28 protein-coding genes are annotated in these 26,091 nt (G+C 39.7%); 18 read left to right on the forward strand and 10 right to left on the reverse strand.

The genetic code is table 11. The features are described 5' to 3' along the window. Positions 1 to 7: 7 nt before the first annotated feature. The 4 genes from WD048_09520 (at position 8) to WD048_09535 (ending at position 3,240) form a co-directional block, all read left to right on the forward strand. The gene (locus tag WD048_09520) at positions 8 to 343 is read left to right on the forward strand and encodes a DUF3467 domain-containing protein (GenBank protein ID MEX0812441.1); all 336 of its coding nucleotides are present in this window, start codon (positions 8 to 10) and stop codon (positions 341 to 343) included. A gap of 105 nt (positions 344 to 448) precedes the next feature. After that, positions 449 to 1,675 carry a tetratricopeptide repeat protein gene (locus WD048_09525; protein ID MEX0812442.1) on the forward strand — a complete coding sequence of 409 codons (1,227 nt, stop codon included), beginning with the start codon at positions 449 to 451 and terminating at the stop codon, positions 1,673 to 1,675. Next, positions 1,668 to 2,570 (forward strand): hypothetical protein, encoded by a 903-nt coding sequence (locus WD048_09530; GenBank protein MEX0812443.1) that lies wholly within the window; start codon positions 1,668 to 1,670, stop codon positions 2,568 to 2,570. Before WD048_09525 ends, WD048_09530 begins: the two co-directional genes overlap by 8 nt. Beyond that, positions 2,545 to 3,240: a hypothetical protein gene (locus WD048_09535; GenBank protein ID MEX0812444.1), complete on the forward strand. Its 696-nt coding sequence runs from the start codon at positions 2,545 to 2,547 to the stop codon at positions 3,238 to 3,240. The genes WD048_09530 and WD048_09535 overlap by 26 nt, the downstream gene beginning before the upstream one ends. Here the strand turns inward: WD048_09535 and WD048_09540 are convergent. Both WD048_09540 and WD048_09545 read right to left on the reverse strand, forming a co-directional pair. Next, positions 3,237 to 3,611, reverse strand: a complete 375-nt coding sequence (locus tag WD048_09540; GenBank protein ID MEX0812445.1) for a hypothetical protein — start codon at positions 3,609 to 3,611, stop codon at positions 3,237 to 3,239. The two genes, WD048_09535 and WD048_09540, sit on opposite strands and share 4 nt — an antisense overlap. Before the next feature lie 96 nt (positions 3,612 to 3,707). Further along, positions 3,708 to 4,046: a helix-turn-helix transcriptional regulator gene (locus tag WD048_09545; GenBank protein ID MEX0812446.1), complete on the reverse strand. Its 339-nt coding sequence runs from the start codon at positions 4,044 to 4,046 to the stop codon at positions 3,708 to 3,710. 154 nt (positions 4,047 to 4,200) lie between these two features. On the opposite strand from WD048_09545, the gene WD048_09550 reads away from it, so the two are divergent. Further along, the gene (locus WD048_09550) at positions 4,201 to 4,497 is read left to right on the forward strand and encodes a hypothetical protein (protein ID MEX0812447.1); all 297 of its coding nucleotides are present in this window, start codon (positions 4,201 to 4,203) and stop codon (positions 4,495 to 4,497) included. A 114-nt stretch (positions 4,498 to 4,611) separates the two neighbouring features. On the opposite strand, the gene WD048_09555 is transcribed toward WD048_09550, so the two are convergent. After that, entirely contained in the window at positions 4,612 to 5,784 is a 1,173-nt protein-coding gene (locus tag WD048_09555) for a TIGR03364 family FAD-dependent oxidoreductase (GenBank protein MEX0812448.1), read from the reverse strand. A 198-nt stretch (positions 5,785 to 5,982) separates the two neighbouring features. Here WD048_09555 and WD048_09560 point away from each other — a divergent pair, with 198 nt between their 5' ends. The 8 genes from WD048_09560 (at position 5,983) to WD048_09595 (ending at position 14,554) form a co-directional block, all read left to right on the forward strand. After that, positions 5,983 to 7,203 (forward strand): parallel beta-helix domain-containing protein, encoded by a 1,221-nt coding sequence (locus WD048_09560; protein MEX0812449.1) that lies wholly within the window; start codon positions 5,983 to 5,985, stop codon positions 7,201 to 7,203. A 20-nt stretch (positions 7,204 to 7,223) separates the two neighbouring features. Then, complete coding sequence (locus tag WD048_09565; GenBank protein MEX0812450.1) at positions 7,224 to 8,315, forward strand: SO2930 family diheme c-type cytochrome; 1,092 nt, start codon at positions 7,224 to 7,226, stop codon at positions 8,313 to 8,315. Between the two features lie 50 nt (positions 8,316 to 8,365). Beyond that, entirely contained in the window at positions 8,366 to 9,859 is a 1,494-nt protein-coding gene (locus WD048_09570) for an AAA family ATPase (protein ID MEX0812451.1), read from the forward strand. A 207-nt stretch (positions 9,860 to 10,066) separates the two neighbouring features. Beyond that, the gene (locus tag WD048_09575) at positions 10,067 to 11,626 is read left to right on the forward strand and encodes an ATP-binding protein (GenBank protein ID MEX0812452.1); all 1,560 of its coding nucleotides are present in this window, start codon (positions 10,067 to 10,069) and stop codon (positions 11,624 to 11,626) included. A gap of 47 nt (positions 11,627 to 11,673) precedes the next feature. Further along, on the forward strand, positions 11,674 to 12,072 hold the full coding sequence (locus WD048_09580) for a response regulator (GenBank protein ID MEX0812453.1): 399 nt from the start codon (positions 11,674 to 11,676) through the stop codon (positions 12,070 to 12,072). Between the two features lie 118 nt (positions 12,073 to 12,190). Further along, a complete protein-coding gene (locus WD048_09585) occupies positions 12,191 to 12,673 on the forward strand; it encodes a DUF4168 domain-containing protein (protein ID MEX0812454.1) in 483 nt (160 codons plus the stop codon). Between the two features lie 109 nt (positions 12,674 to 12,782). Further along, the gene (gene kbl / locus WD048_09590) at positions 12,783 to 13,973 is read left to right on the forward strand and encodes a glycine C-acetyltransferase (protein MEX0812455.1); all 1,191 of its coding nucleotides are present in this window, start codon (positions 12,783 to 12,785) and stop codon (positions 13,971 to 13,973) included. Positions 13,974 to 13,975: 2 nt separating this feature from the next. Continuing rightward, a complete protein-coding gene (locus WD048_09595; GenBank protein MEX0812456.1) occupies positions 13,976 to 14,554 on the forward strand; it encodes a hypothetical protein in 579 nt (192 codons plus the stop codon). Here the strand turns inward: WD048_09595 and WD048_09600 are convergent. Next, a complete protein-coding gene (locus WD048_09600) occupies positions 14,524 to 15,297 on the reverse strand; it encodes a segregation/condensation protein A (GenBank protein MEX0812457.1) in 774 nt (257 codons plus the stop codon). The two genes, WD048_09595 and WD048_09600, sit on opposite strands and share 31 nt — an antisense overlap. Positions 15,298 to 15,996: 699 nt before the next feature. On the opposite strand from WD048_09600, the gene WD048_09605 reads away from it, so the two are divergent. From WD048_09605 to pncA, 5 genes are all read left to right on the forward strand, one after another. Continuing rightward, positions 15,997 to 16,527 (forward strand): macro domain-containing protein, encoded by a 531-nt coding sequence (locus WD048_09605; protein MEX0812458.1) that lies wholly within the window; start codon positions 15,997 to 15,999, stop codon positions 16,525 to 16,527. Then, positions 16,524 to 17,930: a nicotinate phosphoribosyltransferase gene (locus tag WD048_09610; protein ID MEX0812459.1), complete on the forward strand. Its 1,407-nt coding sequence runs from the start codon at positions 16,524 to 16,526 to the stop codon at positions 17,928 to 17,930. The genes WD048_09605 and WD048_09610 overlap by 4 nt, the downstream gene beginning before the upstream one ends. Before the next feature lie 91 nt (positions 17,931 to 18,021). Next, the gene (locus WD048_09615) at positions 18,022 to 18,819 is read left to right on the forward strand and encodes a type IV toxin-antitoxin system AbiEi family antitoxin (GenBank protein MEX0812460.1); all 798 of its coding nucleotides are present in this window, start codon (positions 18,022 to 18,024) and stop codon (positions 18,817 to 18,819) included. 15 nt (positions 18,820 to 18,834) lie between these two features. Then, positions 18,835 to 19,629 carry a nucleotidyl transferase AbiEii/AbiGii toxin family protein gene (locus tag WD048_09620; GenBank protein ID MEX0812461.1) on the forward strand — a complete coding sequence of 265 codons (795 nt, stop codon included), beginning with the start codon at positions 18,835 to 18,837 and terminating at the stop codon, positions 19,627 to 19,629. Positions 19,630 to 19,687: 58 nt separating this feature from the next. Next, a complete protein-coding gene (gene pncA, locus WD048_09625) occupies positions 19,688 to 20,293 on the forward strand; it encodes a bifunctional nicotinamidase/pyrazinamidase (GenBank protein ID MEX0812462.1) in 606 nt (201 codons plus the stop codon). Between the two features lie 16 nt (positions 20,294 to 20,309). On the opposite strand, the gene WD048_09630 is transcribed toward pncA, so the two are convergent. The 6 genes from WD048_09630 to WD048_09655 all read right to left on the reverse strand — a co-directional run bounded on the left by WD048_09630 (position 20,310) and on the right by WD048_09655 (position 26,061). Continuing rightward, positions 20,310 to 20,879 carry a Maf family nucleotide pyrophosphatase gene (locus WD048_09630; protein MEX0812463.1) on the reverse strand — a complete coding sequence of 190 codons (570 nt, stop codon included), beginning with the start codon at positions 20,877 to 20,879 and terminating at the stop codon, positions 20,310 to 20,312. Between the two features lie 2 nt (positions 20,880 to 20,881). Beyond that, positions 20,882 to 21,838, reverse strand: a complete 957-nt coding sequence (locus WD048_09635; GenBank protein MEX0812464.1) for a geranylgeranylglycerol-phosphate geranylgeranyltransferase — start codon at positions 21,836 to 21,838, stop codon at positions 20,882 to 20,884. Continuing rightward, complete coding sequence (locus WD048_09640) at positions 21,835 to 22,638, reverse strand: DUF2520 domain-containing protein (protein ID MEX0812465.1); 804 nt, start codon at positions 22,636 to 22,638, stop codon at positions 21,835 to 21,837. Before WD048_09640 ends, WD048_09635 begins: the two co-directional genes overlap by 4 nt. Next, positions 22,622 to 25,066 (reverse strand): cytochrome c biogenesis protein CcsA, encoded by a 2,445-nt coding sequence (gene ccsA / locus WD048_09645; protein MEX0812466.1) that lies wholly within the window; start codon positions 25,064 to 25,066, stop codon positions 22,622 to 22,624. Before ccsA ends, WD048_09640 begins: the two co-directional genes overlap by 17 nt. After that, positions 25,066 to 25,473, reverse strand: coding sequence for a cytochrome c maturation protein CcmE (locus tag WD048_09650; GenBank protein ID MEX0812467.1), 408 nt, complete (start codon positions 25,471 to 25,473; stop codon positions 25,066 to 25,068). The genes ccsA and WD048_09650 overlap by 1 nt, the downstream gene beginning before the upstream one ends. A 150-nt stretch (positions 25,474 to 25,623) precedes the next feature. Then, complete coding sequence (locus tag WD048_09655) at positions 25,624 to 26,061, reverse strand: DUF4293 domain-containing protein (GenBank protein MEX0812468.1); 438 nt, start codon at positions 26,059 to 26,061, stop codon at positions 25,624 to 25,626. Positions 26,062 to 26,091: the final 30 nt, after the last annotated feature.

The following is a 26,091-nucleotide window of genomic DNA, read 5'->3' on the forward strand; positions in this document are numbered from 1 at the left end:
TGAACTTATGGCAGATAAAAAAGATCAAAACCAGAAAGCTAATAATCAGAATCAACTGAATATTGAATTAAACGAAGAAATGGCAGAAGGCATTTATGCCAACCTGGCCATTATCACGCATTCCAATGCAGAGTTTGTGATGGATTATGTACGCGTAATGCCCGGAGTTCCCAAGGCTAAAGTCAAATCCAGGATTATCATGACTCCACAACATGCAAAGCGATTGATGAAAGCTCTTAAAGAAAATGTCGCCAAGTTTGAAGCCACGCATGGAGAGATAAAGGACACAGAACAGGTGCAGGGTATTCCTATGAATTTTGGTGGCCCACCTGCTCAGGCTTGATTTTCCTTATCTATAATTTGCTTTGATAGGTCTTAGTTATTTATCCTCTTTTTTGATAAAGAAGAACAAATAATCTTTATATTCATTCCGAACAAACAATCGGTTATGAAAAAATTGTTTTTTATTATTGCTGCAATTGTGCTTCTGTCCGCTCAGCTACAGGCACAAACGGCTGAAGCTTATTACTCTCAAGGCTACAGTTATTCAGCTAAAGGAGATAAGCAAGCAGCTGTTGACAGCTATACCAAGGCCATTCAAATTAATGGTAATTATAAAAAAGCATATGCTGAAAGAGGTATTCTCTACAGCAGCATGGGAGAAAAGGATAAAGCTTTGGATGATTTTTCAAAAGCACTTAACATAGATCCTTCTTATGACTACGCCAGGCGCAATCGTGCAGCCATTTATATGGAAAGGGAAAAATTTGAAGCTGCAGTAAAAGATTATGATCAATTGATACAACAAGACCCTCAGTTTTCATTTTATTACGATTTGCGGGGCGTGGCCAATTATAAAATAAACAGGAAGGAAGCAGCGTTGGCTGATTTTACCAAAGCTCTGGAAATCAGCCCCGACAATGAAGAGGTACAGGTAAAGCGCGCAAAACTTTTGCTGGAACTTGGAAAAGATGAAGAGGCCTATGAAATGCTTGCTAAAACGAATTACTCCAAAGAAAAACTTTCCAATGAAGCCAAATTACAACTTGGTCGCAGCAGCCGGAAAACAGGTGAATATGAAAGGGCAGTTTCCTACCTTGAAGATTTGGCAAAAAACAATTTCAAACCCGAGTACGTCAATCTTGAACTGGGTTTATGCTACCTGCACCTAAAACAATTTGAAAAAGCAATTCGGGCACTTGACAATTGCCTGGCACACAATCCCAACAATGAGATTGCATTTATCAATAAAGCCAGTGCTGAATCGCAAAGCGGCAATTATGCAAAAGCAGCCGATACTTATACCACAATCCTTGATAAATTTGACAATAACCACTATCGAGCGCTGAATGGCAGGGCAATAGCCTATTATGCCATGGGTGAAGCAGAAATGGCTTGCTCAGACTGGGAAAAAGCAGCAGAATCTGGCGATCAAAATGCAAAAGACAACCTGGAAGAATACTGCTCAGAAGAGGCACTGCAAGCGGTAAAGCAGCAAGCAGTTACAAATGAAAAGGATACAATTGCCCCTGAGCAAGTAGAAGAAATTGAGCAGGAAGAAATAGAAGATTTGCCAGAAGAAGATGTTCAAGAGACAGAAATGGAAGAAGCGGAGGATGAGCAACCCAAAAAGGAAAAAAAGAAGAAATCTAAGAAGGAGAAGTTAGATGACTAAGCGCCTGAACAATTCAAATATTATTGTAGCTAATAATTACTATACAGGCGGGATGTTAATGCCCGGGAGGGTATTCTACGCCAATTCACCCTATCGCTTCGGCTACCAAGGCAGTGAGAGGGACGATGAGATAGCCAAGGGGCTATACACCACGCACTTCAGGCAGATGGACACAAGGCTACTCAGGTGGTGGTCGATCGACCCCAAGACCGCATCGATGCCATGGCAAAGTCCTTACATGACTATGGATGGTAATCCTATTGTCTTAGATGATAAAGATGGGGATTGTGCCACTTGCATAAGTGGGGCGATAGCTGGAGCGATTACAGAGATTGTTGCTCAATTTGCCGTAGCTTTCTTTGTAGAAGGAAATGATGCAGAAACAGCCTTAAAAAATATAGTATGGGAGGATGTTGTTATCTCAACGGCTACAGGAGCAGTTTCTGGTGCATTTGATGGGGGAATGAGTAAATGGGCTTCTTTCTTTGCGAAATCCCGAAACAGGAAAGCACTTGAGATAATGATAAAAGAAGGAGGGGATATTTTAATTGAAGGGATAAATAATACACTACAAGCTGCACTGAAAGATGATGAGATTGATGTTAAAGATGTCGTACAACAAACCTTAGTGAGCTATGGAATAGGGAAAGCCTACAGTAGTAAAGTTAAAAATGCAGATTTAGGCAGTGGTAATAAGAAGGTTGAGATAGCTAATGCTAAGGATAGGGCATCCCGTAAATCAGCAAGCCAAGAAACAAAGAACGAGTTTACTGAAAAAGGTAAGAAAGCGAGCAATGAATTTATACAGTTAAATGCGGCTGAAAGAGTTATTGATGGTGCTGTTCCTGCTTCAGCAGGAAAAATCGTAAATGAAGAAAGTAAAAATGAAGAATAAAACACACGTTATGAAATTAATTACATTAGTTATATTTTGTTTTTGTTACGCTGTTCAAGCCCAGGATTTCGAAGGGGTTGTAGTATATGAAATAGAAGCGTTAAACCCTAACCCTAAGATTATATCTGATAGCCTATGGAATGCAAAAATAGAAGAAGAGTATGGAAGTGACGGCAAGGCAAAACAAAGGTATTTCTATAAAAACCAAAATTATTTATCTGTAATGACAGGGGGGCAGAAAAGAGGATATCAATTATATGATCCAGAAAATAAATTAATTTACTCTTGGGAAGAAGGTTCGGATACTGCAATAACAGTAGATAGTAGAGATTTCATTGATGAACTAATTGGGATTAAGAGTTTAGATAGAAAAGATACTATTTTGGGAATACCTACTGATATTGTATCAGTAAAGTCAAAATTTGGAGAAACAATAATATGGTATAATAGCAATTATTTAAAAATAGACCCCAAGCTTTACAAGGGGCATAAGTACGGTCATTGGTATCCTATTTTAGAAAAAACAAAAAGCCTGCCCTTAAAAATCGAAACCAAGAGTTTTATGACACACATGGTTCAAACTGCGGTTGATTATGAACAGAAGTCTATTGAGATAGATAAGTTCAAATTGCCCTCTTTTAAATATGTAATGGCTAATCCAGTAAATTAATTTCTTCTGTCTAATATTAATAGGTATGCTATAAGAAATATTATAAATGGGAAAAAGTAAATAGGTATTTTTGAAGGCTCTTTATTCCAATAATATGAGTCATTTTCTGGAGAAAATAAGACTTTTATTCTTTGGCCTTTTATTAATGTTTTGCAGTTTCTCTTACTTGCCTTGACTGTATGTACTTCACCATTGTTTTTTACGTCAATTAAGCTAGTACCTGTTCTCCTACATCGAGTTTTATACACTTCAACACTTACAGTACTTCCATTATCAAAAGCCTTTTTTTGATAGTAATAATCATTACTTACGAAGTATATAATTAAAATAAACAGCAGAGCAGCTAATTTGAAAAAGTGCTTTTTCAGCATTTATATAGCGGTTTTTGATAAGTGGTTCTTAAATAAAAAACATCCATCAATGCAAGTACAAGCAATTTAGAAAATGGTGATAATCCATGAGGAAAATCAAATCATTTTAAGTTTGGCCGCCCTCAACAGGTTGTCCACGGTATAGAGCACGCATGTCTTGTCCTCCTCGGGCAGCGCCTCAATCTCCTGCCACCTTTTTAGCATAGCGGGATCTTTCATAAAACCTGCCTCCTTGTTCTCACCGAGCAGATACCCCACGGTAGTGCCGAGCAGGTTCGCCAGCTTCACGGCAGCTTCAATGGAGGGCGTCATCTCCTGCCTCTCGTACTTGCCGATCACCGAATGCGAGGTGTTCAGGAGCTTAGCCAGTTCCTTTTGCGAGAGGTTTTTAGCCTTCCTGCACTCCGCCAGTTTTTTACCGAAATCCAATCCCATGATAAGTACCTTAAAAGGGTCAGAACGACCGTGTTTTGTTAGTTTAACACAAATATAGGCATAGGAAAAGGTAACTAAAAATCCGATAGGCTTGTTTTGTTGAATTGGAAAATATACCTTTACACCCAATAAGGTACTGAAAAAATGTTTTTCTATGTCAGCAAAGCAATTTAACCCGAGCAACCCCGAACAACTGATCTACCAGAACGAACTGCTAAGGCTCACGGTGCTGGGCGGCATCAAGCTGGAAGGCCTGGACAGGATGCGGGCTACCCTAAAAGTAGAGCTGAGGGACAGCAGCCGCCCACCGCTGCGCCACAACCTGGACCTCTACAACGATAACCAACTGGAAAAGCTCATCAGGAAAACGGCAGAAAGGCTGGAGATCGGCACGAGCGTAATCGCTGCCAGTCTATCGGAGCTCCCCGCTGGCGCGCATTTTGCAGCATAGCCTGAAGCATAGCGAATGTCCGCCCGGCTGAGTCCTGCCCGAATGACTTTGTTCATGCGGGCATTCGGACGGGCGAGCCTATCAGGTTCTAGCTCATTCCAAACAAAACTGCCCTCACCTCTTCCCCGAAACAAAAGCAAAATTAGAAAGCCTGAAATTGCCGGAAGTAATTTTTTCTGCTAAGCCGGGCGCCAAAGTCATTCCGGCTCCGCCCAGGGCATTTACTATGGTTACATGGTCGTTTACCGGATGCACCAGCACATTTTCCCCCCGTGTAGATTTAGCATATACCGCATGCCAGGTTTCCGCAATATCCATTACCGGTGCTTCGAAAAATCCGCTGAGATGATCCAGTATCAATTCATTGATGTGTTTTTTATCAAAAGGTTCGGGCATCCAGCCATGTTCCTGGGATTTGCCAATAGTGATAGCCCCGTCTGCCATTTGTGAGGCCATCACCTGAATGCCCCATCTTAAATATTCTGGATATTCCTTCTCAATACTTTTTCTAAGTGCATTGATGCTTTTACATTCGCTAAAAGCAGGGTAATTTGTAAAAGTCAAACCACTTGTCAGTGCCGGGCCAATGCGCCAGTTGCCGGGCTGTTTTTTAGTGCGCATCATTTGTAGTTTACACTTGGTGATACCGGCTTGCATGAAAATATCGGGATATAGCGTTTCGAAATCCGGACCATTACATAGATAAATTTTATCGGCTTTTAGGGTTTCCCCTCTTGAGGTATAGACATTTTGCCCTTCAATATGCAGGGCGCAGGTTTCCCAGTGAAAATCTACAGAATACCTCTCCTTCAGATAGACCGGAAGTAACTCCAATGCTTCCCTCGGATCTAAGATGATCTCAGTTTTGCTGTGCATGGCTGCAAGTAATCCGTCTTTTTTTAATCCGGGACTGATTTTCATTGCAGCATCCGGTGTCAGCATTTTTACTTTGTATCCTTTTCCAGCAGAATTTTTTACAAATTCTTCCAGTACATCAAGCTCGGCTTTATTGCGCGCAATATATAATGCGCCTTTTTTGTCGAGATACATTCCCGTGTGTCGGGCAATATCTTCCCAAATGGATTTGCTGCGCAAGGCAATATCAAAAAAGAAACCCGCACTTTGCCCTATTGGCCAGCACATACCGAAATTTCGAACAGATGCTCCCGCAGATTTTTGAGAACGGTCTAAAATCTTTACTTTCTTGCCTTTTAAAGCCTCACTCAATGCTATAGACTGCCCCACTACACCAGCTCCAATAATTAATGTATCTGCATGTTTTTTCATCCTATAAAATTAAGCAAGCTAAGTGGATGGAAAAAACATTACTAATAATAATCAATGCTTTTATCAAGAGTTTATACTAAAGCCCTTTAAGGATTGTTAGAGTTAGCATTGTTTTGTTGAATCTAAGAATTCGGTTTATCAGATTTCCCCTATCTTTATGCATTCAAGAATTTTACCTGTTTCCCAAACAATTATAATATGAATCATTTAAGGATAATCCTTTTTTCCGCAATCTTATTTTTGCTTTATTCCTGTTCTGAACAAAAGGAAGGCATTCAGTGGAAAAGCATTGAAAAAAGCCTGAATACCAAATTTATAAAAGCCAATGATGGCGATACAATTGATATCCCTGAAGGCCATTACAAATTCAAAGGCACTATATGGTTAGAAGGTAAAAATGACATTACCATTCGCGGAGCAGGAATGGACAAAACTTTTCTGTCTTTCAGAGGTCAGGAAGAGGGCTCCGAAGGGCTCAAAATCACAAATGGCAGAAACATCACTGTTCTGGATATTACACTTCAGGATTCAAAAGGCGATTTGATTAAAGCGCAGAAAATAGATGGCCTGACTTTTAAAAATGTAAAAACCGAATGGCTGGGCGAACCCAAAGAAGAAAATGGAGCCTATGGTTTTTATCCCGTGGATTGTGATCGGGTTTTGATAGATAATTCTACTTCAATTGGCGCATCAGATGCAGGGATTTATGTGGGGCAGTCGAGAGATGTCATTGTTAGAAATTGTACAGCCTATCACAATGTGGCCGGTATTGAAATTGAAAACTGTGTGCGAGCGGATGTTTATGATTGTTTGGCACATGAAAACACCGGGGGCATTTTGATTTTTGATATGCCCGACCTTACACAAAATGGTCGGGAAGTTCGTGTATTTAATAATAAAGTGATTTCAAACAACTACAGAAATTTTGCGCCCGAAGGTAATATAGTAGGGGAAGTGCCTCCCGGAACTGGAATAATGGTACTTGCAACCACAGCAGTTGAGATTTTTGACAATGAAATTGATAGAAACAAAACCATTGGTATTGCAATAGCCAGCTATAAACTGGTGCAAAAGCCCTATGATGATCCAGACTTTAACCCTTACCCCAAAAGCATTTCAATCTACAACAACACTATCAGCAAAGGGCTTTTCCAATTTCCTACTTTTGGCAATGACCTGGGCAAATTGTTGTTGTTTAAATTCCCTTTTAGTCGTCCCGATATCTTATTTGACGGATTTTTCGATCCTGAAATTGAGCAGAAAGACGGGAACTATGTTGCGCCTTATCAAATTTGTGTAGGTGAAAATAATGGTGCCAAATTTGCAAATATTGATGCAGCCAATGATTTTGCAAATATTATTACGGAACTCGACCAATTCAATTGCGAACCAACGAATTTCCCCGCTGTGCGTTTATAAGAATAAAGTGGATCCCTACAATGCTTAAATATTTTGTTTTATCTGTTTTAGCACTGCTGATCTATGCCTGTGCACAAGACCCCGGCAAAGAACAGGTTGCTATAGAAGAAGTGAATCTGGATGGAGAGAGTATAGAAGCTTCTGATGTGGAAGCTGAAAAATTATCTGTTCTCGGTTTTTTTAAAAAACCCATGAAAAACCTGGAACCGGCTGAAGGTGTTGTTCCTTATGATTTGGCCACTCCGCTTTTTTCGGATTATGCTTTTAAGGCCAGGTTTGTAAAATTACCCGAAGGAAAAATGGCAAAATACCATCCTACTGAGACAATGGATTTTCCCGAAGGCACCATACTGATCAAGAACTTTTACTACCCTGCTGATTTCAGAAAACCCGAAGGCGAAAGACGCATTCTTGAAACCCGGTTGCTGATCAATGAAGGTGAGGAGTGGAAAGCAGAAGCTTATGTCTGGAATGAAGAGCAAACAGAAGCTTACCTGGTAATAGCCGGGGAACGCATCAACATCAGCTGGGTGCACTATGACGGTACTGAAAAGCAGCTCAATTATTCGGTACCCACTCAAAATCAATGCAAAGGCTGTCACAGCAAATCCAATAAAATGATGCCCATTGGCCCTACTTCCCGTCAACTGAACAAGCAGTTTGATTATGCAGATGTAAGTGCCAATCAACTGAAATATTGGAGCGAAAATGGACTTTTAGCCGGATTGCATCAAAATATAAGCGAACTGGATGCCGTGCCATTATGGGATGATCCCGAATCAGGCAATCTGGAACAAAGAGCACGTGCTTATCTCGATATCAATTGTGCCCACTGCCACAGAGCCGAGGGCCCGGCCAATACCAGTGGATTTTTTCTCGATTATTATCAAAAGCGCAAAACAGCACTCGGCATTTATAAATCTCCCATTGCTGCCGGTAGGGGTTCTGGCGGTTTAAAATATGACATTCATCCCGGCAAACCCGATTCTTCTATTTTGTACTTCCGCATGATTTCAGAAGACCCGGGAATTATGATGCCCGAACTGGGCAAAAAAATGGTGCATACAGAAGGTGTGGAGCTCATAAGGAAGTGGATTGCGCAGATGAATTAAACCGAGCTCAAGCTTGAAAAAATGAAGGAAAAATTCTTAGCTTAAGCACAATGAAACTACTCAACTTCCTTCAAAACCCCGACTCATACCCGCATTCTACTTCAGATAAAATCCGGGTAATAGAAACCCACATATCCGTAATATTCCTGACAGGAAACTTTGCCTATAAACTCAAAAAACCGCTTGATCTGGGGTTTTTGGATTTTACTACTTTGGAAAAGCGAAAATTTTATTGTGAAGAAGAATTGCGCCTAAATTCAATTTTCGCACCTGAAATCTACATTGAAGTCCTGCCTGTTTATGAAAAAGAAGGCAAATTCAGTTTTCAGCAAAAGGGAAAAGTAGCAGAGTATATTTTGAAAATGCGGCAGTTTGATCAGGAGCAGATACTTTCGTCTAAAGTAGAAAGCGGAGATGTTTCCCCTGAACTTTTCGCCCAATTGGCACAAAAGCTTGCCTATCTGCATCAAAAAGCCAACTCAGATCAGGAGATCAGCAGTTATGCTTCGGTACAAGCTGTTCAAAAAATTGCAGAACAGAATTTTAATCAGACAGAAGCATATATCGGCAAGTGCATCACTGAAGTAAGTTTTGAAAAAATTCGAAAATCCACTTTGGGCTTTCTCGATAAGAACAAAGCACTTTTTGAAAGAAGGCAAAAATCGGGAAAGATCAGGGAATGCCACGGTGACCTGCACTTAAATAATATTTGCATTTATAAAGGTGAAATACAGTTTTTTGACCGTATAGAATTCAATAAGGAATTTAGAAATATTGATGTGGTCTATGACCTGGCATTCCTGATAATGGATCTGCATTACAGGAAGCAATATACTGCTGCCAACAGATTAATGAATGAATATTTTGAACAAAGTGGCGACTATGAAGGGGCTGCTTTACTGCCTTTTTATGCTTGTGTAAGAGCTTATATCCGTGGAAAAGTAATTGCATTTCGATTGAAAAATCAGGAAATTCAGGCAAAAGAACGAAATGAAATAATTGCAGAAGCCAAAGCCTACTTTGATTTGGCCGAATCTTATACAAAGACTGAAAAAACAGCACTTTGGATTATGAGTGGTTTATCCGGCTCGGGTAAAAGTACTGTAGCGCGTAAAATTGCAGCAAAAAAACAATTTCTGATCATTCGTTCTGATGCGCTTAGAAAGCATCTTACAGGAGTGCCACTTTATGAAAAAGGACCTCAAGAAATCTACAAAGCTGAAGTCAGCCAAGAGACATACAATACGCTTATTAAGCTTGCAGAATTTTTAACAAACAGAGGTGTTTCTGTAATACTTGATGCCAGGTTTGATAAAAGAAATTTGAGAATCAAGGCCATGCAACTGGCTGAAGAAAAGCAGCTTGATTTCAAAATAATTTACTGCCAGGCTAATACAGAAGAACTAAAAAAACGCTTAAAGCTGAGATCCGGTGATGTTTCCGATGCCGATGCATCTTTGATTGATCAACAAGCAAAAACTTTTGAAGAATTTACCGACACAGAAAAAGTATTTGTACAAGCTTCTGCTTCTTTAGTTTCGTGAGCAATTATTTTCCCGATAAATTTTTATTGCAATTAAATTTGGAGAAATGCATTAAAAAATGAAACAATTTTTAATACTTTTAAGTAAATGAGTGAAATTAAAATTAATCATTCATTTAGCAAGAGACTAATGGGGATCTTGCATTCATACCTATAGCAATGATGGTTGAACTTTGTGATTTAAAGAAAATGAACAGGAGGTCTTAACATGACTATCTCTACCCATAAATTCAATGTTCTGGTAGTAGAAGACAATGAAGGGGATTTTATACTTATAGAGGATTATCTTAAAGAAAAGATGAACAATCCATTTGTTCAGCAAGCGAAATCTTTCGCTGGAGCGACTGGGGTTTTAGATAAAAACAAGCAATTTGATGTTATACTGCTCGATCTTTCTCTACCGGATATAAGTGGTGAAGAACTGGTGAAAAAAATCAGCAAGCTGGCTGAGCAGATACCAATCATAGTATTGACAGGCTATGCTCAAAAAAACTTTGGAGTAAAAACACTTTCACTCGGTGTTTCAGATTATTTACTCAAAGATGAATTCACTCCAACAGAACTGTACAAAAGCATTATATACAGTATTGAGCGCAAACGCATCAATTCAAAATTAAAAGAATCGGAACAAAAATACCGGCATATTTTTCATTCAAGCCCGCTGCCTATGTGGGTTTACGAAATTGACACCCTTCGCTTTCTTGATGTAAATAATGCTGCGGTAAGGCATTATGGATATAGCCAAAAAGATTTTCTCTCTATGACCATTAAAGATATCCGCCCCCCGGAGGATATTAAGCAACTCAAAAAAGTAGTGTCACTTTCAGAAGGCAAAGGTGAGTTGTACTTTCAGGGAATTTTCAGACATAAGAAGAAATCCGGAGAAATCATTATGGTAGATATACAAAGCAATATTATAAGTTTTGATGGCAGACATGCTGAATTGGTGCTTGCAACGGATATTACAGAGAAATTAAAAGCAGAGCAGCAACTTAAAAAAAGTGAAGCGGCACTAAGAAAATTAAACAGAGAACTGGAGAAAAGAGTAGCTGAGCGCACTACTGAATTAATGGAAAGTAATGAGGAATTAGAAATGTTCAATTATGCAGTATCACATGAATTAAGAGCTCCTTTACGATTTATGAATTTTTGCCTCGTATCAATTATCAAAATGCGGGATAAAAATCAATTGGAAGAGGCTTTTGAAGTAATTGAAGATATGCTCAATGCCAGTAATAAAATGTACCAACAATTGGAAGATCTCCTGGCTTTTTCAAAAGTAGGAAAGCAAACCATAAAGCATGAGAAATTTGATATGTATCAACTATTAAAGGAAGTGCTAAAAGATTTGGGACGCGAATACGATTTGGCTAAATACACAATAGAGATCACGCCACAGCCATTGGTATTTGGGGATAAAAATTTGCTTTACTACCTGCTTAGAAACCTGCTGTCCAATGCGCTGAAATACAGTTCTAAAAAAGAAAAGCCACATATTGAAATAGATGTAGAAGAAAAAAAACAAGAGTTTATCTATAGCATAAAGGACAATGGAGTTGGTTTTAATATGAAATATTACCACGCTTTATTTAAATATTTTGAAAGATTGCACTCTGAGAATGAGTTTGCAGGAAATGGTGCCGGACTATCCATTGCCCAGCGCATTATAAAAAGGCATGGGGGAGAAATATGGGCTGAAGGCAAGGAAGGAAAAGGAGCATGCTTTTACTTTTCTTTACCAAAAAAAGCTCCGCGCTCAAAATTCTAAGACTGAAAACAATCGAATTAATAAATATTTTTGTTACATTGGATAATATGCGCCAAATCAGAATTTTATTGGTAGAGGACAATGAAGGTGATATACTGCTGACTACAGAAGCATTAGAGGAGGGAAATGTCAGTGGTGAATTGATCGTAGTAAAAGATGGTTGGGAAGCTGTACAATTTCTTGAAAAAACAGGGAAGTACAAGGCCGCCAAAAGCCCTGACATAGTATTCCTGGACATCAATATACCAAAGTTGAATGGCCTTGAAGTTTTGCAAAGAATTAAAAACAATAATGTCATTAAACATATTCCTGTAATAATGCTTTCTAGTTCATCTGCTAAAAATGATGTTTTACTCTCTAATAGATACAATGCCAATTTTTATATCAACAAACCACTTGAAATAGCCAATTTAAAACAAGTGCTCAATTTGGTTAAAGAGGCTTAAAATCAGAGTTTTCCGTCACAGAAATTGTATATGCTGTTAATACCCGTTATACAATGTTAAATACTTTGGGATTGGATCAGATTCTTCATATCATGTAAAAAATCAAATTTTATCAATTATGTTTAAACAAGTTTTATTTGCAGTATTTACTGCCACTACAGTACTTTTTTCAACCCCGCTAATGGCTCAAATGCAAGGGCCAAGCCAAGCTCCTGCCGGTGGTCAGGAATCTGCCCCTGAAGTATCAGATGCAGAACTCGAGAAATTTGTGAATGCACTGAATAAAGTCAATCAGGTTCAGGAACAGTACCAGGGAGAAATGGTACAACAAGTAGAAAAAAGTGGTCTTGATGTAGAACGCTTCAATGAGATTGCCAATGCACAGCAAAACCCCAATCAGGAAGTGGAAGCCAGTGAAAAAGAACTGGCTAATTTTCAAACTGCGGTAGAAAAAATTTCCTCAACACAGCAGGAAATGCAAAGCGAATTGCAGAATGCTGTTGTTGATGCTGGAATGCAACCTACACGGTACCAGCAGATCATGAACCAGGTAAATCAGGATCCTGCGCTTCAGCAAAAAGTTCAATCCATGATGGAATAATCAATTGCTGAAAAAATGCTTTATAAAAGGATGGTCTATTCAGGCTGTCCTTTTTTTATTCTAGCCCGTTCTACTTTTGTATTTTTACCCGACACAAAAAATAACATCTATGTACGGAGGATTAAAAGAGCATTTAAAATCGGAATTGAAAGAAATTGAAGTGGCCGGGCTATATAAAAAAGAAAGAGTGATTAGCACGGCACAAGATGCTGTTATCCGCTTAGAAGATGGCAGCGAAGTGATTAATTTCTGTGCCAATAATTACCTTGGGCTTTCCAATAATAAGCAGGTAAGGGAAGCCGCCAAAAAAAGCATTGATGAACGTGGTTTTGGCATGTCATCGGTACGCTTTATTTGTGGCACACAGGATATCCATAAAAAATTGGAAAGCAGAATTTCCGAATTCCTGGGTACGGAAGACACCATATTATATGCCGCTGCTTTTGATGCCAATGGCGGTGTTTTTGAACCACTATTTGGCCCGGAAGACGCCATTATTTCAGATGCACTGAACCATGCTTCTATTATTGATGGAGTGCGTTTGTGTAAAGCCAAGCGCTATCGTTTTCAGCACAATGATATGGATGATCTGGAAGCCAAACTGAAAGATGCGCAGGAGCAAAGATTCAGAATTGTGGTTACAGATGGTGTATTTTCCATGGATGGTACTATTGCCCAATTGGATAAAATTTGTGCTTTGGCAGAAAAATACGATGCCTTGGTAATGGTGGATGAATGTCATGCCTCCGGGTTTATGGGGGAAACCGGACGCGGCACACATGAATTTAGAAATGTAATCGGACAAATTGATATCATTACCGGAACTCTGGGCAAAGCACTGGGTGGTGCCTCTGGTGGCTTTACTTCCGGCAGAAAGGAAATTGTAGATTTGCTCAGGCAGCGCTCCAGGCCTTATCTTTTTTCCAATACTTTGGCACCGGCAATTACAGGCGCGTCTATTGAAGTATTGGATATGCTTTCCGAAAGTACTGCATTGCGAGATAAGCTCGAAGAAAACACCCTCTATTTCCGCGAAAAAATTAAATCCGCTGGATTTGATATCAAGCCGGGCACACACCCCATAGTGCCCATAATGATTTATGATGCCAAAAAATCACAGGAATTTGCTGATGCGCTTTTAAAAGAAGGCATTTATGTGATTGGATTTTTCTATCCCGTAGTCCCAAAAGGAGAGGCCCGAATCAGGGTTCAACTTTCGGCAGCGCATGAACGCAAACATTTGGATAAAGCCATTGCTGCTTTTAGCAGTATCGGAAAACAATTGGGCATAATTCAATAATCATGACAGAAGACCCGCAAGGCTTTGCCCGTTTTTTTACCAGGAATCTGTTGCGGGGACTTTTGTTTTTTGCCTTGTTTTTGATTGCCTTTGTTTTTCTCCGCGATTGGATTTTAAGCCATTACGAGCAATGGTTACAACCCATAGCAGACGAGCCCTTCTGGCTTTATGTGGTGTTTTTTCTCAACGAACTGATCTTTGGTTTTATTCCGCCTGAAGTTTTTATGGTAATCTTTATTCCGCAGGGCACCGAGTATTTTATTAGGCAAATTATTTTAATGACCATACTTTCCTATTGCGGAGGTTTCCTGGCGTATGCCGGTGGGAAATTTTTATCAAGATTTCCTGCTTTTGACTTGCTTGGTAGATTTCCAAGACTGGCCAAATGGCAACCCTACTATAATAAATACGGAGGTTTGTTGGTGTTTGCTTCCGCCATTACCCCATTGCCTTTTGCGCTTGTAAGTTTGCTTTGCGGGTGGTTGAAATATCCCTTGGGGCGTTATATACTTTTCGGGAGTCTGCGATTTATTCGCTTTGTGCTCTATGGTTATTTGTTTTGGTTGGCCAATTCCTTTTGATCAGCATTTTTGAGCTCAACAGTAAAGTTGTTTATTCCATCTCTCAGTTGGATACTGATATTGCCCAATTGTATCAGTTCAAGCAAAGCAAGAAAAGTGAAAAGTGCATGTATGCGGTCTTCACAGATTTGAAATATTGTTTCAAACCCGGCAGGTTCCCCCGGATTTAAGATGCCCAGTAAATATTCTTTTTGACTGCTGATGCTGTAGTTGTAGCGAATAATGGTGTGTTGAACATTTTGCTTTCTATCCTCAAATCGGTTCAGTACTTTATTGAAAGCTTGCATCAATTTGTAGAGATCGAGCGTGTGCAGCTCGGCAGTATCATCACTGTGGTGATTGATGTATTTCAGCTCGGATTGAATATTGCCTCTTTGAAAAATTTTAGTACGATTTTCTTCCAGTGTTTTCAGGTCATCAATTACTGCTTTGAATTTTTTGTATTCAAGCAGCTTCTGCACCAGTTCTTCTCGCGGATCGAGTTCATTGCCTTCCTCATCTACTTCTTTGCGGGGCAATAGCATTTTGGCTTTAATACGCATTAAAGAAGAAGCTACCAGTATAAATTCACTGGCCACTTCAATGTTCATGGTTTCCATTTGGTGGATATAATCCAGGAAATCGGCAGTGATCTTTGAAATTGGGATGTCATAAATATCCAGCTCATCCCTTTCTATGAAGAAAAGTAAAAGATCAAAAGGACCTTCGAATTGCGGCAGTTTTATTTCAAAAATATCTGACAAGAAAAAATGGATTAGTTTGTAAAAATAAGACTAAGTAAATGGACTGTGAAATTTTAGTACAACTCAGGTTTTGTATCAGCTGCAATTATCGTTTTTAAAATCTGACTCAAATTCCTATAAAACGGCTTGTACCTGCTATGGGGCATCATGGTTTCTATGTTAAGACCGTTACAGGGATATGGTTTGGGTATATAGCAAAACAAACTCAATAATAGTAAGTGTTTCACGATTTTTTGGGAATTTAAGATAGATACAGAAACATACGACTCCTCCGGAGTCGGTGACAAGGGCGGTTTCAACCCTGTTATAAACATATGATGCCTCTTGGCATCAATTCACACTAATCTATAAAAATCAAATATTGCAGATTTCCCTCTTCCTGAAAAAAATATCATTACCCGGAAATGTGGTTCGTTTAGGAAAACATCCTGTCAAAAAACATTTGATTTCGCTGACATCAGTTTGGTTTGCTTTGAAAGACAATCCTAAAAATACCCAATCAATACAACGACCTTTTAATTCAAACAAGAACTTTTACCCATCCTGGAAGTATGGTATGTTTATAAAAAGCGGCTCCAACAATAAACCCGACCCCAGCGGGGTCACACCTTCAAAATCTATAATTGTTAATTTCATTTAAGTTGTCTCTGTTGTTTTGAAATATGGAAATCCTTTCTTAAACTATAAGAAATTTTCGTTATGAAAATACCAAATACAAATATTGACCTGGAACTGAAGCAAGGAGATATTGCAGCTCAAAACGATATGGAAGCTGTAGTAAATGCAGCCAATGCTCAACTGACTACAGGCGGTGGTGTAGCGGGAGCGATACATCGTGCAGCCGGCCCTGAATTGAGTGAAGCATGTCAACCAATGGCTCCCATTCGCCCGGGAGAGGCGGTTATTAGCGGGGCGTTTAATTTACCAAACGATTATGTGATCCATTGCCTTGGCCCAATTTATGGCCGCGACAAACCCGAAGATCAACTACTGGCAAATTGTTATGAGAATGCATTGCATTTGGCCGATAAAAACAACATTTCATCCATTGCATTTCCTGCTATTTCAAGTGGCGCTTTTGGTTACCCGATAGATTCGGCAGCAGAAGTTGCCCTGGGAACCATATCGGATGTAGCTAAGGAACTCAAACATGTAAAGCTTATCCGAATGGTTCTGTTCAGCAACCGTGATTTGGAAATTTTTGAAAACAAACTAAAACAACTGATATGATTAACTATACTGCTACTTATACCGATATGTACCAATTGACTATGGCGCAGGTCTATTTCCTGAAAGGGCAGAAAGACAATACCGCTGTGTTTGACTATTTCTTCAGAAAATTGCCTTTTGAAAGTGGCTATGCAGTATATGCCGGATTGGAAATACTTCTGGACATTCTTGAAAATTTGCATTTTGATGAAAAGGATATTCTTTTTCTGCAAAAACAGGGATTTGATCACGAATTTCTGGAACATTTAAAAAAATTCCGCTTCACAGGAAATGTCTATAGCAGCACTGAAGGCGATGTGGTTTTCCCTACCCGTCCGGTCTTGCAAATAGAAAGCAATATCATTGAAGCCCAGATAATTGAGACCTTATTGCTGAATACTTTGAATTTCCAGACACTGATTGCTACCAAAGCAAGCAGAATGCGGAAAGTTGCAGGTGACAGAAAGCTGATTGATTTTGGTTTGCGCAGGGCGCATGGTCCGGGCGGGCATTTTGCCAGTCGTGCTGCTGTAATTGGTGGTTTTGATGCTACAAGCAATGTGCGTGCCGGCCGTGATTTTGATATTCCTGTTTCTGGTACTATGGCACATTCTTTTGTTCAAAGTTATGATACAGAATTAGAAGCTTTCCGTGATTTTGCACAAGGTCGGCCTGATGATTGTGTCTTACTTGTAGATACTTACGACACACTGAAAAGTGGTGTGCCCAATGCCATAAAAGTGGGACTGGAAATGAAAGAGCGTGGGCAGCAGCTCAAAGGTATCCGGCTTGACAGTGGCGACCTGGCTTATCTGGCCAAAGAAAGTCGCAAAATGCTGGATAAGGCTGACCTGCATGAGGTTAAAATTGCCGCTTCCAACCAATTGGATGAACACGTTATAAGAAGTCTCTTGGAACAAGAAGCTCCTATCGATTTATTTGGGGTAGGCACGAGTTTGGTGATTGGCCGGCCCGATTCTGCACTTGATGGCGTTTACAAACTTGCATTTGCCAATGATAAACCAAGAATCAAGCTTTCGGAAAATGTAGGAAAGATTACATTGCCACATAAAAAACAGGTACACAGAATACGCGATGACCAGGGGCAAATGATTGGTGCAGATGCAGTTGCTTTAAAGGATGAATTAAAAGTGCACCGTATGCATCACGTGTTTGAATCTGGAAAGTCGCTGTCATTTAAAAACTGCCAGAAAGAACCATTGCTGCAATTGGTAATGGAAAATGGAAAGCGTGTAAACCTTCCAAGGTCGGTGAAGGAGATTCAAACATACAGCCGACAGCGTTTGGAAGAATTGCCCCTTGAATACAAGCGCTTTGAAAACCCGCATATTTATAAAATAGGCCTGAGTGATGGCTTGAAAAAAGAGCGGGATGAATTGATAGCGGAGAAGAAAAGCGTTTAAACTATAAATTTTATTTGCAATCCAATTTATTATTTTATATTTGCGATATACTACGTTTTTCGTAGTGAACCGCAAATTACAAATAATAGCTGTGGTAGAAAAACACAAAAGCCTGGAGAATTTTGTAGAGGAAAAAAGAGCCGAGGGGAAATATTCATTTACGCAAAATGAATTATTAGATAGTTTTGATATTTCTGGAAAGGCTTTACAACAAGCTTTGTATAGACTAAAGACCAAAAATAAAATAGCACATGTACGAAAAGGCTTTTATGCAATAATCTCTCCCGAATTTTTAAAATGGGGAATCCCGCCTCCCTATTTATTCATAGATGATTTAATGAAATCGATTGGTAAGGACTATTATGTGGGCTTATTTTCAGCTGCTTCATTGCATGGTGCTTCCCATCAGGCTGTAATGAAATTTTATGTGATTACTGAAAAGCCTGCTTTAAGAAATATAAGTAAGGATAATTTGAATGTTGATTTTTATGTTAAGCAGAATTGGTCAAAAGATGATATAGTCCTAAAGAAAACCGATGCAGGATATATAAAGGTTTCTTCTCCCGAATTAACAGCCTTAGACCTGCTTTATTATGGTAATTATGGAGTGAATAGGGCATTTACTGTTATAGAGGAGTTAACTGAAGAAATGAATACAAAATCTTTAATCCGAGTAGCTGAAAATTTTCCAAACATCTCTACTATACAGCGCTTGGGCTATTTGCTGGATATTGAATTAAATAATCAAAAATTGGCAAATGCATTAAAAAAAGTGCTGAAAAATAAAAGGATTTATCCAGTTAGGTTAAGTAAGAATTCTAGTAAAAACGGAGCGTACAATTCAATATGGAATATTTATATAAATACGGAGATTGAGAGTGATTTATAATAAATGCACCATGATATGATACCCAAAAGCTACATAGAGCGTTGGAAGTATAAAGCCCCATGGAATTCCCTGCATTATGTAGAACAGGATTTGATAATCAGTAGGGCGTTGGTTCTTTTATTTTCAGATGAATTTCTAAAGGAAAATCTCGCATTTAGAGGGGGAACTGCATTACACAAACTTTATCTTTCACCATCACCGAGATATTCAGAGGATATTGATTTGGTTCAGATTAAAGAAGGAAGGATTAAACCTATATTGAAGCGAATAGCGGAAGTGATTACTTTTTTTGAAGAAAAGCGAACCGTAAAACAGAAATTGAACAACAATACAATTTTGTATCGCTATAATGCTGAGTTCCCTCCTAAAATTCGCCTGCGTCTAAAAATTGAAATCAATTGCAGGGAACATTTCAATGTATTGGGTTGGGAAGAACATCCTTTTGAAATGCAGAGTGATTGGTTTTCCGGAACTGCACAAATCACTACTTATAAAATAGAGGAGTTACTGGCAACAAAACTCAGGGCATTGTATCAGCGGAAAAAGGGTAGGGATCTTTTCGATTTGTATTATGCCTTTGATAAACTGAATCCTGATATTGATAAACTGCTGTACTGCTATGAAAAATATATGGGATATTCAGATGGGAAATCGCCTACAAAAAAGCAGTTTTTGATAAATATTGAGGAGAAAAAAACCGATTTGGAATTTTGGGGCGATATGGAAGGTTTGTTGCGTTCAGATATTGAATTTGGTATGGACAATGCTTTCGAATGGCTTATTGAAAATCTGTTAAAACATTTTAAATAAAGCACCTGCGATTTGTATAGTTCGCTCAGTTTGCTTTTATTATCCTAAAAGGATGAAAATGAAAACTTTAATTATAGTAGATCCACAAAATGATTTTATGCCAGGAGGCAGCCTTGCAGTTCCGGATGGAGATACTATAGTTCCGGTGATCAACCAATTGCAGGAAAATTATGATTTGGTTGTTGCCACACAGGACTGGCACCCTAAAAACCACATGAGTTTTGCCTCAAACCACAAGGATAAAAAGCCTTTTGAGAAAATTCAGCTCAATAATATGGAGCAAATCCTGTGGCCCGACCATTGTGTACAGGGTTATATGGGCGCGGACTTCCACCCGGATCTAAAAACAGAGAAGATTGAAGCCATTATTCGTAAGGGAATGGATCCCGAAATAGACAGCTACAGTGGCTTTTATGACAATGGCCACCAAAAGAGCACAGGGCTTGCAGGCTATCTAAAGGAAAAGGGTGCAAAAGAATTGTATTTCTGTGGCCTGGCAGCAGATATCTGTGTCTATTTCACCATTAAAGATGCTTTGAAAGAAGGTTTTTCATGCAAATTGATCTGTGATGCCACGCGTCCGCTGGAAAAAGAAAAATTTGATGAACTCAAAGAGGAATTGAAAGAAAAAGGATTGGAACTAACGCACAGCAGTGCATGCTGAAAAGGGAACGCCAAATTTAGAATTCCTGTAAATATTCATATACTTTGTGCATGGCCAGCCCTACCACATTAAAATAAGAACCCTCGATTTTTTCAATCCCAATCAGGCCAATCCATTCCTGTATGGCGTATGCCCCGGCTTTGTCATAGGGCTGGTACTGATCCACATAGTGTTCGATTTCTTCCTGGCTGAGTTTTTTAAAAAACACTTTTGTAGTGTCGCTGAAGCAGATTTGCTTTTCAGGCGTAGTGAGACAATATCCGCCAATCACTTCATGCGTTTTGCCCGATAACTGCTGTATGAATGCAATGGCTTCCGCCCTGTTTTTTGGTTTTCCCAGTATTTCACCATCACAAAACACCAGGGTATCGGCAGTCAGTAGAATAGCACCTTCTGTTAATTTTGGCTTCAGATCATCGGCTTTGAGTTTGGCGAGATATTCGGGTATTTTTCCGGCTTCAAGTTTTTGGGGATATACTTCCTCTACACCGCTTTTTATAATCTCAAAGTCAAATCCTGCTTGTTGCAATATTTCTTTTCTGCGCGGAGAGCCGGAGCCCAGAATTAGTTTTTTATTGTTATTCACAATTATTGAATTAAATAATAAAACACAGGCATTGATAAAATCCCTGTCAGCATTACAAATTTCAGCATAATGCCTGTTTTTCTATATTGCTTGGCGTTTGATGCTTTAAAAAGTTGAATTGCGGTCAAAGCAAGTGGTAAAACCACAGCTGCAATAATATAGGAAGCCTGTGGATATTGCGTGTCGCTTACATAAATCCAGGCGATGTAAAGTGTTGCTGCAATAAGCAACAGGAGCAAAAGACTCAATACAAATTTTGTTGTTTTAAATCCCAAAACTATAGGCATGGTTTGCATGCCCATTTGCCCATCCCCTTTTATATCTTCCATGTCTTTCACAATTTCCCTGATCAGCGAAATAAAAAAAGCATAAAGCGAATAGGCCATCAATTGCATATAGAGCAAAGAAAGCAGGCTTCCCATTCGCTGGGCATGCAATTCAAAAACAGGCATTTCAAACAAAGCGACTACCAGCAGCACAAAAGCAGAAAGCCCGGCTACTATCAGGTTGCCAAAAAGAAATTGCCTTTTAAAAATACGATTGTATATAATGAGCAGAAGCGTAGCAAAAAGAAAGATAAAACCAAGCTGAAATCGCCCGGCTTTAAATGCCACATAGAACCCCAGTATATTCCCCGCGATGAAAAAAAGTTTGTAAAGGCGTTCCAGCTCATTTTTCGAAATGCTTTTTAGAGCAAGTCCTTTGGAACCATTGAGCCGGTCGTTTTCACGATCGAACAAATCGTTTTGGATATAGGCACCACCTGCAATTAAAACAACGGCAAGCACCAGTTGGAAGAAATAAAAATCATTCAGCGAAGAGCCAATATCAACAGCCTCAAAAATGGGAAGTACAATAAAATTCCGCACAAAATACATGCTGAGCAGAATAATCAGCAGATTGGGCCAGCGGATCAGTTGCAGCATTTGTTTCAGTGCCTGCCAAACAGAAGTGTTCATTCGGGTTTTTTGAATTTTTTCAGAATAAGCTCCGATATTTCCCGGTAGAGCTTTTGGTATTCGGGTTGGTCTTCAAGCATTTTCAAATGTTTTGAAATCGTTTCCCCGTCACCTCTCCTGGCGGGGCCAGTTTGCAAAAGCGCGGGATCATTTTCGTCTAACCGGGCGGTCATTTCTTTCAAAAGTGGAATCAGCCACTCAAAGGGCAAGTCTTCTTTCCGCATCAGATCATAGGCGATATGATAAAGGTAATTCGGAAAATTATTGGCAAATACCGCAGCAAGATGCAGCTTTTTTCTTTCGGCACTATCCAGTCGATTCACAGTATTGCTGAGTTTACCTGCAAAATGTTCCAACAATTTATAATCAGCTTCCTCATTGGCTTCCAGGAAAATAGGTATGTCATTCCAATCAGGATTTCGATCACTTTGGAAACTCTGCAGCGGATAAAAAATTCCGGTTTTAGTGGCTGCGGCTTCAATGCCACTCAATGGAATTGTACCAGAAGTATGCGCCAGCACCGTATTTTTTAATTGTAATTTTCCGGCAATCTGCTCAATGGCATCATCAGAAACGGCAATGATGGTAAGTGTGCTATCATCCCTGAACTGGCTGAGGTTGTCAGTACTTTCCCCTTCTTTCAGCAGCTTACACAGTTTATCTGCATTTTCCTTTTTTCTGCTGTATATCTGAAGAATGGATATGCCTGCATTTTGAAATGCCAGTGCCATCTGGGTGGCCACTCTGCCCGAACCGATAAAGCTGACACTATCAGGTACCAATTTATTTGCTTTTTCCATGCCTGTTCCAGGCACTGAGTAAAAATCCGATTACCATTACCAAACTGCCCAGCCAAAGTACATTGATGTAAGGAAATACAATGGCTTTCATAATAATAAAATCACTTTCCCCTTCTTCCTGCCACATAGAAATTTTCACTTGTTCGGTTTCAGGGATTAACTTGTCGATGCGCAAACGTAGTTTGAGTTCTTCTACTTCATCTTCTAACTTTATACCACGTTCATCGCGTATCAAATAAACCGGTTGGGCAGTGTATTTCTTTCCATCCAAAGTATAAAGCACAAGATTAATGCCCACTGCAATATCATCTTCCCTTTTCTCATACAATGGAGATTCGGGAAATGGCGTCACCGATTCAAAAACACCAATGGCTCTTGCCGTGTAAAAAGTATCGCCCTTGCTCAGCATCATTGATTCATAATCTTCTTCCTCAATTTTGGGCTCACTTTTGTCGGGAACTGAGGTGACATGGGTATAGACATCCCGGGTCAGATAATGCCTCGTATCGGGATTGGCAATCAGCCCCATATTGGGGTTGATCTGTGCATTTGGGCGCAGCTCAAAGGTTTCCACTACCAGCTCGTTCTCATCCAGTCTTTCATAGCGTACCTTGTAGTAGTGGTTGGGTTCAACAACCGTATCTCCAACATAGGTCACCAGGTAATTGGACATTTTCACCGGCTGGTCTTTTCGAAGCAGGATATTTTCCCGCTTGGCTTTTTTGTCAAAACTATCTCCAAAATCAATGCCTGAAGTATTGATGGAAATCACTTCCTGTTTGTAGTTGGAAATAAGTATTCCCAATATCAAAAGGCCAAAACCAATATGCGCAATGGAACCACCTGCTGCTTTAATATTTTTTCTGAAAGCCCGGGAAATATAAAGTGCGTTGGCAATAATTGTATAAAAAGCTGCAAAAGTGAGTAGCAAATAATACCAGACCCATATTTCTAACATAAAGGCTGTAATAACACTAAGTGATAAAGCAGAAATTGCAGCCCCCACCAGGCTTCTTATAAAAACAATTTTCCGCGTCTTTTTATAGCTGAGATACTGTATGGTAGCACTCATTATCGCCAGAATAATGGCAATCCAAACCTGTACATTGTTGTAATGCGCAATCACGTCTATAGGCGGTGCCAGGTCTTTTTCGAAAAAATGTCCTATACCGGGGATACTCCTGAAAAGCGGGAAGAACTTATTAAATACGGGAATGGAAGTAGAGAAAGATATCTGAATGGCAGAGATCAGAAACACCAAAGCCCCTACAAACATCCAGAATTCACGAGAACTCGTTTCTTCTTCTTTGGCATTGGAGGGCATTTGTTTCCAGCGAATTGCAAGCATGACAATGCCTAAAATCAGGAACAAAAACATAAACACAAGCAATTGTCCGGACATGCCCAAATCAGTAAATGAGTGTACAGAACTGTCGCCAAGAATTCCACTTCTAGTAAGGAAGGTAGAATAGAGAATTAATAAAAAACTAATTATAAGTAGAATATAGCTCGCCTTCAGTGCGTGCTTGGTGTTTTTGTAAACTACCAATGTGTGCATACCGGCAACCAGTGTCAGCCAGGGAACAAGGGAAGCGTTTTCTACAGGATCCCATGCCCAAAAGCCACCAAATGTCAATGCTTCATAAGCCCAGGCACCGCCCATTAAAATACCGGTACCGAGTATGCCTCCACCTACCAATGTCCAGTTGAGAGCTGGTTTTACCCAGTTGGTATAATCCTTTATCCAAAGCGAAGCAATAGAGTAAGCAAAAGGAACTAAAGTAAGTGCAAAGCCCAGAAAAAGGGTTGGAGGATGAATGGTCATCCAGTAATTTTGCAACAGTGGATTCAACCCGTTTCCATCTTCTACAAAACTCATGTAATCGGGACGTGAGAAAATAGGTGCATCCAGTGCTTCGCGCAATAAAATAAAAGGATTGCTGCCAATTCTCGTTCCGCCAATTTCAATCCCAAGCAACATACTCGCCAACACCACCTGTGTGAGTGCCACTATGCTCAGAACCGGAGCTTTTAGTTTGCCTTTGGCTGTTTTTAATAAAATTCCACCAAGAATAACGTGCCAGAACAACCACAGCAAAAAGCTGCCTTCCTGGCCTTCCCAAAAGCAAGACAATAAATAGCGCGGAGGTAAATCGTGCGAAGCATGCTGCCAGGCATAGTAATACTCAAAAAGGTGATTGGAGATCAGGTAGAAAAGTGCAGCAATAATGGTAAAAACACCGAGTGCATGAAGCCCGAAAAAAACAGTCGCCATCTGCGACCACTTTTTTTCTTCCAGATCATTTTTAGAACTGGTGGCCGCCCACCAGGAAATAAATGCCGAAAGGGCAAAAACAAAGGCAAAAACCACTCCGCCTCTTCCTATCATACCGGGGATCAGGTTTTCACCTACATATTGAATATCCATTAACTTTCTGCTGCTTTGAATTCAGAAACTTCCAACTCATCATCCACATATTTGGAAGGACATTTCATCAAAATTTTCGAGGCCATAAAGACATCCCCGTTCATGCCACCCGTGAGTACGATTTGTTCTGATCGCTCGAAATCCTGCGGCTTTGCACCATTAAAAATCACTTTGCGCTCAGTTCCCGATTTGTCTTTCAGGTAAAAAGTAAAATGATTTGGATCTTCTTCCGGGTTGTAATAAATTTCCTTGTCTTCCACCAGTTCCCCTACAATATGAAAATCTTTGGATGGAGAAGCCGTTGCGCTTGTGAATGTTTCGTAGCGACTGTAATCTCCTGTCATGCTGATAATTACGGCAATCGAGATGGCAATAAAAACAAGGGCTATGATATGGGTTTTCTTCATTGGTAATTAGCTTCCTAATGCTGAAAATTCAACGCAAAGTTAAGTGAAAATGTTCAGTTTGTGCACGCTGTGCAAGAAAGGATTAGCGAAGAAATGTTAAACTGTTTTGTACAAACTTTGTACTAAGCTGTTTAGCATTGACAAAAAAACCTACCGCAGGCGATCACTGGCACTCACCAATTTTTGATCGGCTTTTACACCACGCATTGCAAGAAAATTCAAGACAAGTGCTACAAATGGCAATACCAATGGCCATTTAAAACTTACGATATCACCAGCTGCTGCAGGGGCTTCGCCATTAGATAGTGCAAGAAAATTCACCGCGGCAGAGCCTGTAAAACCTAAGAGAATTACCAAGGCAATTAGCCAGGAGAGTTTGATTTGCAAAGGGCGATTATTGACCAGAAAAATGGTCGCCAAACTGAGCAAAGCAGCTAAAGATGTGGCAATGGTCAAAGTCATACAATCCTGCACTGCAAAAACATTTTCTTTGCCGCTTGGTCCGTAGCCAAACATGGGCAAAAACAAAAAAGCCACCAACACCACAGCAGTCAATAACCAGTATATACTCTGAACTCTTTGTATCATCCCCGTTTAGAATTTTATCTTTGTACTATT

The sequence above is a fragment of the Chitinophagales bacterium genome (assembly GCA_040877935.1).
Classification (GTDB): domain Bacteria; phylum Bacteroidota; class Bacteroidia; order Chitinophagales; family CAIOSU01; genus JBBDNB01.

Coding starts and splice junctions, on each gene's coding strand:
- WD048_09525 (MEX0812442.1), top strand. CDS start 449: ATGAAAAAATTGTTTTTTATTATTGCTGCAATTGTGCTTCTGTCCGCT.
- WD048_09640 (MEX0812465.1), bottom strand. CDS start 22,638: ATGGAAAAAGCAAATAAATTGGTACCTGATAGTGTCAGCTTTATCGGT.
- WD048_09635 (MEX0812464.1), bottom strand. CDS start 21,838: ATGAACACTTCTGTTTGGCAGGCACTGAAACAAATGCTGCAACTGATC.
- WD048_09595 (MEX0812456.1), top strand. CDS start 13,976: ATGACAGAAGACCCGCAAGGCTTTGCCCGTTTTTTTACCAGGAATCTG.
- WD048_09520 (MEX0812441.1), top strand. CDS start 8: ATGGCAGATAAAAAAGATCAAAACCAGAAAGCTAATAATCAGAATCAA.
- WD048_09530 (MEX0812443.1), top strand. CDS start 1,668: ATGACTAAGCGCCTGAACAATTCAAATATTATTGTAGCTAATAATTAC.
- WD048_09605 (MEX0812458.1), top strand. CDS start 15,997: ATGAAAATACCAAATACAAATATTGACCTGGAACTGAAGCAAGGAGAT.
- WD048_09545 (MEX0812446.1), bottom strand. CDS start 4,046: ATGGGATTGGATTTCGGTAAAAAACTGGCGGAGTGCAGGAAGGCTAAA.
- kbl (MEX0812455.1), top strand. CDS start 12,783: ATGTACGGAGGATTAAAAGAGCATTTAAAATCGGAATTGAAAGAAATT.
- WD048_09570 (MEX0812451.1), top strand. CDS start 8,366: ATGAAACTACTCAACTTCCTTCAAAACCCCGACTCATACCCGCATTCT.
- WD048_09585 (MEX0812454.1), top strand. CDS start 12,191: ATGTTTAAACAAGTTTTATTTGCAGTATTTACTGCCACTACAGTACTT.
- WD048_09610 (MEX0812459.1), top strand. CDS start 16,524: ATGATTAACTATACTGCTACTTATACCGATATGTACCAATTGACTATG.
- pncA (MEX0812462.1), top strand. CDS start 19,688: ATGAAAACTTTAATTATAGTAGATCCACAAAATGATTTTATGCCAGGA.
- WD048_09560 (MEX0812449.1), top strand. CDS start 5,983: ATGAATCATTTAAGGATAATCCTTTTTTCCGCAATCTTATTTTTGCTT.
- WD048_09535 (MEX0812444.1), top strand. CDS start 2,545: ATGAAGAAAGTAAAAATGAAGAATAAAACACACGTTATGAAATTAATT.
- WD048_09540 (MEX0812445.1), bottom strand. CDS start 3,611: ATGCTGAAAAAGCACTTTTTCAAATTAGCTGCTCTGCTGTTTATTTTA.
- WD048_09655 (MEX0812468.1), bottom strand. CDS start 26,061: ATGATACAAAGAGTTCAGAGTATATACTGGTTATTGACTGCTGTGGTG.
- ccsA (MEX0812466.1), bottom strand. CDS start 25,066: ATGGATATTCAATATGTAGGTGAAAACCTGATCCCCGGTATGATAGGA.
- WD048_09565 (MEX0812450.1), top strand. CDS start 7,224: ATGCTTAAATATTTTGTTTTATCTGTTTTAGCACTGCTGATCTATGCC.
- WD048_09620 (MEX0812461.1), top strand. CDS start 18,835: ATGATACCCAAAAGCTACATAGAGCGTTGGAAGTATAAAGCCCCATGG.
- WD048_09550 (MEX0812447.1), top strand. CDS start 4,201: ATGTCAGCAAAGCAATTTAACCCGAGCAACCCCGAACAACTGATCTAC.
- WD048_09580 (MEX0812453.1), top strand. CDS start 11,674: ATGCGCCAAATCAGAATTTTATTGGTAGAGGACAATGAAGGTGATATA.
- WD048_09650 (MEX0812467.1), bottom strand. CDS start 25,473: ATGAAGAAAACCCATATCATAGCCCTTGTTTTTATTGCCATCTCGATT.
- WD048_09575 (MEX0812452.1), top strand. CDS start 10,067: ATGACTATCTCTACCCATAAATTCAATGTTCTGGTAGTAGAAGACAAT.
- WD048_09555 (MEX0812448.1), bottom strand. CDS start 5,784: ATGAAAAAACATGCAGATACATTAATTATTGGAGCTGGTGTAGTGGGG.